At 73.8% G+C, this 7,843-nt stretch carries 7 protein-coding genes and 2 pseudogenes; 2 read left to right on the top strand and 7 right to left on the bottom strand.

Annotated elements, in window-relative coordinates:
• Nucleotides 1–136 precede the first annotated feature (136 nt).
• The 3 genes from HYE82_RS31080 to HYE82_RS31070 form a co-directional block, all read right to left on the bottom strand.
• The gene (locus HYE82_RS31080; RefSeq protein WP_256987924.1) at nucleotides 137–700 is read right to left on the bottom strand and encodes a toxin-antitoxin system, toxin component; all 564 of its coding nucleotides are present in this window, start codon (nucleotides 698–700) and stop codon (nucleotides 137–139) included.
• Complete coding sequence (locus HYE82_RS31075) at nucleotides 697–1,773, bottom strand: hypothetical protein (protein ID WP_179177534.1); 1,077 nt, start codon at nucleotides 1,771–1,773, stop codon at nucleotides 697–699. The genes HYE82_RS31080 and HYE82_RS31075 overlap by 4 nt, the downstream gene beginning before the upstream one ends.
• Nucleotides 1,774–2,103: 330 nt before the next feature.
• Nucleotides 2,104–2,319 (bottom strand): hypothetical protein, encoded by a 216-nt coding sequence (locus HYE82_RS31070; RefSeq protein WP_179177533.1) that lies wholly within the window; start codon nucleotides 2,317–2,319, stop codon nucleotides 2,104–2,106.
• A gap of 463 nt (nucleotides 2,320–2,782) precedes the next feature.
• Here HYE82_RS31070 and HYE82_RS31065 point away from each other — a divergent pair, with 463 nt between their 5' ends.
• Nucleotides 2,783–3,211 carry a hypothetical protein gene (locus HYE82_RS31065; RefSeq protein ID WP_179177532.1) on the top strand — a complete coding sequence of 143 codons (429 nt, stop codon included), beginning with the start codon at nucleotides 2,783–2,785 and terminating at the stop codon, nucleotides 3,209–3,211.
• Here HYE82_RS31065 and HYE82_RS31060 read toward each other — a convergent pair.
• Nucleotides 3,197–4,014, bottom strand: a pseudogene (locus HYE82_RS31060) (helix-turn-helix domain-containing protein). The gene HYE82_RS31065 and the pseudogene HYE82_RS31060 sit on opposite strands and share 15 nt — an antisense overlap.
• Before the next feature lie 172 nt (nucleotides 4,015–4,186).
• Here HYE82_RS31060 and HYE82_RS31055 point away from each other — a divergent pair.
• A complete protein-coding gene (locus HYE82_RS31055; protein WP_179177531.1) occupies nucleotides 4,187–4,492 on the top strand; it encodes a 4a-hydroxytetrahydrobiopterin dehydratase in 306 nt (101 codons plus the stop codon).
• 46 nt (nucleotides 4,493–4,538) lie between these two features.
• Here the strand turns inward: HYE82_RS31055 and HYE82_RS31050 are convergent, their stop codons facing one another.
• The 3 genes and pseudogenes from HYE82_RS31050 to HYE82_RS31045 form a co-directional block, all read right to left on the bottom strand.
• Nucleotides 4,539–4,964, bottom strand: a complete 426-nt coding sequence (locus HYE82_RS31050) for an RICIN domain-containing protein (RefSeq protein ID WP_179177530.1) — start codon at nucleotides 4,962–4,964, stop codon at nucleotides 4,539–4,541.
• A gap of 11 nt (nucleotides 4,965–4,975) precedes the next feature.
• Complete coding sequence (locus tag HYE82_RS38580; RefSeq protein WP_256987925.1) at nucleotides 4,976–5,782, bottom strand: aldo/keto reductase; 807 nt, start codon at nucleotides 5,780–5,782, stop codon at nucleotides 4,976–4,978.
• Nucleotides 5,783–5,944: 162 nt separating this feature from the next.
• Nucleotides 5,945–7,759, bottom strand: a pseudogene (locus tag HYE82_RS31045) (long-chain fatty acid--CoA ligase); the annotation flags it as partial.
• Nucleotides 7,760–7,843: the final 84 nt, after the last annotated feature.

The raw sequence follows: 7,843 nt of genomic DNA, 5'->3' as shown, positions 1-7,843 counted from the left end.
GGGCTGGGTCATCGTGTGTGGTGGGCTCTCTGTCGGGGCCGCACGGGGGCAGCGGCGCGTGAGGTGCGTCGGCAGGGCGCCGGTGGGCCGGTGTCCGCCGCGGCGCCGGGCTGCGCCGCAGGGAATGCGGGTGCGCTCAACAGCCCCAGCCGAGCGAGGTCTTGATGCGCGCGATGGCCTCCGGGAGCTGCTCCTGGCAGGGCGGCTGCAGGAAACCCTTGAGGATCTTGCCGAGGTGCAGGCCGAAGGTCTCGGCCCGGATCTCCGCCGGATCCTCGCGGTCCGCGCGGGCGGCTGCCTGCCGTACGACGCTGCCCAGGCCGGTCTCGGAGTGCAGCAGTTCCGCGAGGTCGCCGTGGCGTCCCGCGAGCCGGGCGGCCACGGCCATGCCCGGCCCGTGACTGTCGCAGGTGCCTTCCTCCAGATGCCACAACTCGTGGCAGGCGATGACGAGTTGGTGCTCGGGACGGGTGCGTTCCTCGATGATGAGCAGGTCGCGGTCCGCGAGCTCCAGCCACAGCCCGCTGGCCGTGTCGGGCGGGAATCCGGCGAAGCGGAAGTCCACGGGCCGGCCGCCGCGCCTGCGGCCGTACGCCTCGCACAGGCTCCCGACGATCGCGGCGGCATCGGCCGGCGGCGTCAGGCGCACCTCCGCCAGCAGATCCGCGCCGAGCTTCCGCATGGTCCGTGTGGTCCTCATGGCGCTCCCCCCTCGGCGGTGCCTTCACGGCCCCGTGCCGTGCGGGCCGGGTGTTCACGGTGCGCGCCCGGGCCCCTGAGCAGGCCCTCCCGGGCCAGCAGGTCGTCCAGGTGGTCGGCGAGCGACTTCCAGCCCGCTGCGGACAGCCGGCCGGCCCGGGTGACGATGCCGCGGAGGTCGTGCGCCCGCAGGACGGCGAGCATCGGGTCCTCCGCGTCCGTCTCCGCGGACCGCAGCCCGTACTCGATGCCGGTGAGCGCGGCGGCGAGGGCCTCGGTGTCGTCGGCCAGCAGGAATCCGCCCTCGACCCCGTAGAAGCGCTGGATCCCGGCGGCCGCGGCGAGGTTGGGCAGCCCCTCGCCGCGGGCCAGGCGGGTCAGCGACTGGCCGGACGCGTCGAAGGACCGGGCGATGGCCGCCAGCGAGTGGGCCTGCCCGTCCGGCCGCGGGCGGGTGCGGCGCAGGTGCGTGAAGCGCTGGTGGACCTGCTCCTTGAGCGGCAGCCGGGGCGGCCGGCCGTCGAGGGTCTGCGCGACGGCGTGCGGGGGCATGCCGGTCAGGTACGACAGGTGCTCCAGGTCGTCCGTGGCACCGGAGCCGGTGACCGGGGCGCCCGCCGCGGCCCTGGTGCAGGCCTCGGCCGCGGTGGAGGCCAGCGCCCGCTCCACCGCGCTCTTGCTGTCGGCGAGGAGGAAGCCCGCGTACACCCCGAAGAACCGCTGTACCCCGGCGGCGTGCCCCAGCCGGGGCAGGCCGGTGCCGGCGTTGAGGGGGCCCAAGGAGGCGCCGGGGGCGTCGAACTCGTCGGCGATGGCGGCCAGCGGCCACTCCCGGCCGTGCCGGTCGGGGCGCGTGGCCCGCAGCCGCAGGAAGCGCCGGTGCACGCGCTCGCACAGCGGGACCGCGGGCGCCGTCCCCGCCACCACCGCGGGGATCAGCTCCGGCTCCACCCCGCTCAGCCGGCTCAGCCGCTCCGCGTCCAGCACCTCGGCCGGGTCCTGACCGCGCCACTCCGCCAACGCCGCGACGCGCGACCAGGTCGCGGCGAGGGCGGGCCGGGCATCGGGTACCACCGTGAGGTTCTCCGTATGTCGACTGGACGTTCGAGAGATTCGGCTGTGTGCAGCCTAGACCTCCGGGTTGCAGCAGGACATAAGAACCCAACGTTTCTTGCGCTGTGGGTCAAAGAAGGTTGGCCCCGCCCGCCCGCCGGGACGCGCCGCCGCGTGCCCTTGACCCAGGCGGAGCCGAGCAGACACGGGGTCCGGCGTCCAGGTCGTTCGTACGGTGACGCGCTCCACCGGACGCCAGGGCCGGCTTCCGATCCACCTGCGTCCCGCGGCCGTTCCCGCCGAAGGCCGCTCCGTCGACCTTCTGCGGGCCGGTTCCGTGACCGTCGGGAGTCAGGAGTGGAAGCCCTCCCAGTACTCCTCATGGGTCTGGGAGAAGCAGTCGGGCCTCTCGCGGCGCAGGACCTCGTAGCGATCGGTGAAGGCAACGAAAGCGTCCTGAAGTGGGCACCCGAGGTGTTCCCGAAGGGCCTTGATGCCGAGCAGGATGCGGCAGGCGAAGATGTAGTCGTCGGCGACGGTCACGGGGGCCGGGGAGCTGTTGTCCATGGCAGCAAGATCGCACAACACCGGAATCAACGCCGTCGGGATTCGGGCGGGCCCGCATGGCCGCCGGTCCGTCCCCGGGCCGGGGAACCGCGGAAGGGGGTGCCCAGTGGTGGCCGACGCTGACGACCGTTGGCGGCGGCTCACCCGCTGGACGGTGCCTCGACCTGTAACGCAGACGCAGGTGCTGCCAATGTGGCGGGCCGTCAGTTGTGACGCCTGATCCTGCGTACGAGTGCGGACCGTGGACGGCGCAAGGCCGAAGCCGCCGGGGCCGGAGCGCTTTTCTGCCCGTCCCGGGCAGTCGCCCGTTACCTCGGAGGTAATCGACCCCGCCGCGGGCTCACGGCACAGTGGAGGCACCGGTTCACGGAAGGCCGCGGATCTCCCCGCGCCCCCTTCCGGCCGGACAGCCGCCGGCTCTCGCCGGCCTTCGAACCCGACCCTCCCCGGAGGCTGATCCGCCATGTCCGCGACCCTCATCGCCGGCCTCGCCCGCACCGCCGCCCCGCAGACCGCCCTGCGCCGCTTCCTCGCCCTCGACGCCGTCGTCACCGGCGCCAACGGCCTCGCGTACGCCGCCTTCAGCGCCCCGACCGGCCGGCTGCTCGGCATCGGCCCCGCCACCCTGTTCGAGCTCGGCCTCTTCCTCACCGCCTACGCAGCCGGTGTCGGCTGGCTCGCCTCCCGCCGCCGGCCCCCGGTCTTCGGGGTGAAGCTCGTCATCGAGGCCAACTGCGCCTGGGCCGTGCTCAGCCTGGTCTCCCTCTTCCTGTGGGACGCGCCCACCGCGGCGGGCCTCGCCTGGATCCCGGCCCAGGCGCTCACCGTCGCCGGCTTCGCACTGCTGCAGCAGCTGTCGCTGCGCGCGGCCGTGGCCTCAGGGACCCGGTGAGCGCAGGTACTTCACCGTCGCCGGGTCGGCCGGGAGCAGCGTCTCGATGGCCAGCTCGGCGACGGTCACGTCCATCGGGGTGTTGAACGTCGCGATGGACGACACGAACGACAGCCGGTGCCCGTCGTGCTCGATGACCAGCGGCAGCGCGAGGTACGGGACGGGCCCGGCGGGTGCGGTGTCGCCCGGGCGGCGGGCCGCCGGGTAGGCCGCGACCTCCTCGTACAGGGCGCGCAGCGGCGCGGAGCGGGCCAGTGCGATCTGCCGCTCCATCTGGGCCAGCAGGTGGCCGCGCCACTCCGCGAGGTTGTGGATCCGCGGCGCCAGCCCCTCCGGGTGCAGGGTGATCCGCATCGCGTTCAGCGGCGGGGCCAGCAGGTGCCCGGGCAGGCCGTCGAGGAGCATCGCGATGCCCCGGTTGGCGGCGACCACGTTGTACAGGGCGTCGACGACCAGCGCCGGGTACGGCTCGTAGCCCGTCAGCAGCCGCTCCAGGCCCTCTCGCAGGGTGCTCATCGCCGGGTCGTCCATCGGGGTCTGCGCATACCGGGGGCGTACCCGGCGGCCAGCAGCAGCGCGTTGCGCTCGCGTACCGGCACGTCGAGGCGGTCCGCGAGCCGCAGCACCATCTCCTGGCTGGGCTTGGACCGGCCGGTCTCGATGAAGCTGATGTGGCGTGCGGAGGAGTCGGCGCGGCCTGCCAGCTCCAGCTGGCTGATGCCGCGCCGCTCGCGCCAGGAGCGGAGCAGGGAGCCGACGGACCCGCACCCGGTGTCCGCATGTGTCACGGTCGCCATGCGCATGACGCTACCTCAGGAAGCCTTCCCGCAGGTCGGCGACGGTCCGCGGAAACGAGACGCCACCACGGTGGAAAGGGCGCGGCGAACGGCCGCGCGCACCCTTCCCGACCGGCGCGATTGTGGGAACCTTGAGCCCACGTCAGGAGTTCGTCCCGTACGGGGAAGGAGCATGCCGATGGCAGCCGAGCCGCTTTCGCAGAAGGAGATCGAGGACCGGTTGCGGGAACTGCCGGGGTGGGCGTTCGAGGACGACCGGATCAGCCGCACCTACCGGCTGGGCTCCCATGTCGCGGCGAGCGCGCTCGTCGCCCACATCGCCGCCGTGCAGGACGAGCTGAACCACCACTCCGATCTCACCCTCGGCTACAACACCGTCCGGCTGTCGGTGAACACGCACAGCGCGGACGACTCCGTCACCGAGACGGACTTCGCCCTCGCGGAACGCGTCGAGGCGCTCGCTCCCGCCCACGGCGCGAGCTGACCCCGCCCCCGGACCCCGGGGTCCTCGGTCCCCGGGGCGGGCCCGGTCAGACGGGTTCCAGCCGCCACCACTGCGCCGGCGAGTCGGTGTCCTCGCACTGCCGGGCGAGGCCCTCCTCGTCCGCCTCCAGCGACAGCCCGCTGATGCAGGCCACCAGGGACACGACCCCCGGATCGTCGAGGTGCTCCTCGACGATCCACTCCTGTGCGCCGAAGGCGTTCGGCCGCCACACCTGGACGCGGGCGCCGCTCTCGGTCGACGCGTTCGCCACGTCGAGCCGCCTGTCGTTGTGCACGCTCACGACGTGGACGATCCCGCCGCCGCTGTGCACGGGCGAGATCCGCCACTCCAGGGCGGCGGCCGGCGCCGGCGGGCCGTCGGCACCCACCCCCACCCGGTTGCCGCTCTCCACCCGCAGCAGCAGCCCGCTCGCCGCGTTCCGCACCCGGTACACCCCTTCGGGAACACTCATGCCGCCCCCGCTCAGAGGTCGCAGACGGCCGGGTCCGGCCCGATCCGCCCCGCCTGCGGCCCGTGCGCGAGGGCGTCGAGCGCAGCCATGTCGGCGGCGTCCAGCTCGAAGCCGAACACGTCCAGGTTCTCCCGGATCCGCGACGGCGTCACCGACTTCGGGATCGCGATGTTCCCGAGCTGCAGGTGCCAGCGCAGCACCACCTGGGCCGCGGTGCGGCCGTGCCGGGCGGCGACCTCGGCGACGACGGGCAGCGTCAGCAGCCGCGGGCCCTGCCCGAGCGGGGACCAGGCCTCGGTGGCGATGCCGCGCCGGGCGTGCTCCGCGCGCAGCTCGGCCTGCGGGAAGAACGGGTGCAGCTCGACCTGGTTCACGGCCGGCACCAGCGAGCTGCGCTCGCGGATCCGGTCCAGGTCTGCCGGGCGGAAGTTCGACACGCCGACGGCGCGGGCCCGGCCGTCCGCCGCGAGCTCCTCGAACGCCTCCCAGATGTAGAGGAAGTCGTCGCGCATCGGACGCGGCCAGTGGATCAGGTACAGGTCGACGTAGTCGAGGCCGAGCCGGGAGAGCGAGTCCTCGAACGCGCGCAGCACCTCCTTGCGGCGCCACTTCCTCCGCGTGCTGTTCCACAGCTTGGTGGTGACGAACAGCTCCTCCCGCGGCAGCCCGGACGCGGCGATGGCCTTGCCCGTACCAGGCTCGTTGCGGTACACGGACGCCGTGTCGATGCTGCGGTAGCCCGCCTCCAGTGCGGTCCCGACCGCGGCCTGCGCCTCGTCGTCGGGAATCTGCCAGACACCGAAGCCGAGCCGGGGCATCGAGGTGCCGTTGTTGAGCGTGATGGCGGGGACCTGGTTCACGTGCTGTCGTTCCCTCGGGGTCGCCGGACGTCGCCGGATCTCATCGGATGTCGTCGGGAACCGGCCGCCGGACCCGGGTATTCCCCCCCCCCCCGCCGCTCGGGGCAGGACCGAGTCCCGGTACAGGTCGGCGACGTCCTGCGCGTACCGCTTCTCGATGGCCCGCCGCTTCAGCTTCAGCGAGGGCGTCAGCAGCCCCCGCTCCTCCGTGAACTGCTCCTCCAGCACCCGGAACGCCCGGATCGCCTCGGCCTGCGAGACCAGAGTGTTCGCCGCCACCACCGCCCGCCGCACCTCCGCCGTCAGGTCCGGGTCCCGGACCAGCTGGGCCGGCGGCCGCTGCGCCAGCCCGCGCATCGACAGCCAGTGCGCGATCCCCTCCGGGTCCAGGGTGATCAGCGCGGCCACGTACGGCCGGTCGTTGCCGACGAGCACGCACTGCGCGACCAGCGGATGCGAGCACACCCGCTCCTCCAGGGCGGCCGGTGCGACGCTCTTGCCGTTGGAGGTCACCAGGATCTCCTTCTTCCGCCCGGTGATGGTGAGGTACCCGTCCTCGTCCAGCCGCCCCAGGTCCCCGGTCGCCAGCCAGCCGCCGCGCAGCACGGCCTGCGTGGAGCGCGCGTCGCCCAGGTACCCCGAGAAGACGTGCGCCCCGTGCAGCCACACCTCTCCGTCCTCGGCGATGTGCACCGCACTGCCCGGGATCGGCCGGCCCACCGTGCCGTACTTGACCGCCCCCGGCGGGTTCGCGGTCGCCGCCGCGCAGGACTCGGTCAGCCCGTACCCCTCGAACACCGTGATCCCGGCCCCGTCGAAGAACAGCCCGAGCCGGCGCGGCATCGCCGACCCGCCCGACATGGCGTGCCGCACCTGCCCGCCCAGCGCCTCGCGGACCTTCCCGTACACCAGCCTCTCGAAGAGCCGGTGCTCCACGCGCAGCGCGGCCGACGGCCCCGGCCCGAGGCCGAACGCCTGCTGCTCGCGCGCTTCCGCGTACCGCACGGCCGTCTCGACGGCCCGGTCGAAGGCGCCCGCGCGCCCCTCCGCCTCCGCCTTGCGGCGGGCCGCCGCGAAGACCTTCTCGAAGACGTGCGGGACACCCAGCACGAACGTCGGCCGGAACGCGGCGAGGTCCGGCAGCAGCTCGGCCGCCGCCAGCACCGGCTGGTGCCCGAGCCTGACCCGGGCCCGGACGGCCGCCACCTCCACCATCCGCCCGAAGACGTGCGCGAGCGGCAGGAACAGCAGGGTGGAGGGCACCTCCCCGGGCCCGGCCCGGAACACGGACTCCCAGCGGGCCACGAGCGTGTCCGCCTCGTACATGAAGTTGCCGTGCGTGAGCACACAGCCCTTCGGGCGCCCCGTGGTCCCGGACGTGTAGATGACGGTCGCGACGGAGTCGGGCGTGACCGCGGCGCGGTGCCGGTGGACCACGTCCTCGGCGACACCGCGGCCGTCGGCGAGGAGCGACTCCACGGCCCCGGCGTCCAGCTGCCACAGCCGGCGCAGCTGCGGCAGCCCCTCGACGACCGAGCCGACGGTCATGGCCTGGTCCTCGTTCTCCACGACGCACGCCGTACACCCGGAGTCGGACAGGATCCACTGCACCTGCTCGGCGGAGGAGCTCGGATAGACGGGGACGGGCTGCGCACCGACCGCCCACAGCGCGAAGTCGAACAGCGTCCACTCGTACCGGGTCCGGGCCATGAGCGCGACCCGGTCCCCGAACCGGACCCCCTGCGCCAGCAGCCCGCGCGCGAGGCCGAGCACCTCGGCGGCGAACTCCCCGGAGGTCACGTCCCCCCAGCGGCCGCCCCGCTTGCGGCCCAGCACGACCCGGCCGGGATCGTCGAGCGCGTACCGGAACACGCAGTCGGCGAGCCCGCCGACGGGCGCTCCCGTGACGACCGGTGGGACCGTGACCTCGCGCATGCCCCCGCTCCTCTCCCCGCAGCGCGGCGACGCTACCCCACCCCTCCGCCGCGCTGATCACCCCCGAAGGACCTCCACAACACC

The sequence above is a fragment of the Streptomyces sp. BR123 genome (assembly GCF_013401435.1).
Lineage (GTDB): Bacteria > Actinomycetota > Actinomycetes > Streptomycetales > Streptomycetaceae > Streptomyces.
Note: the sequence above shows the minus strand (reverse complement) of the source record. Positions and strands in the feature narration are given on the sequence as shown.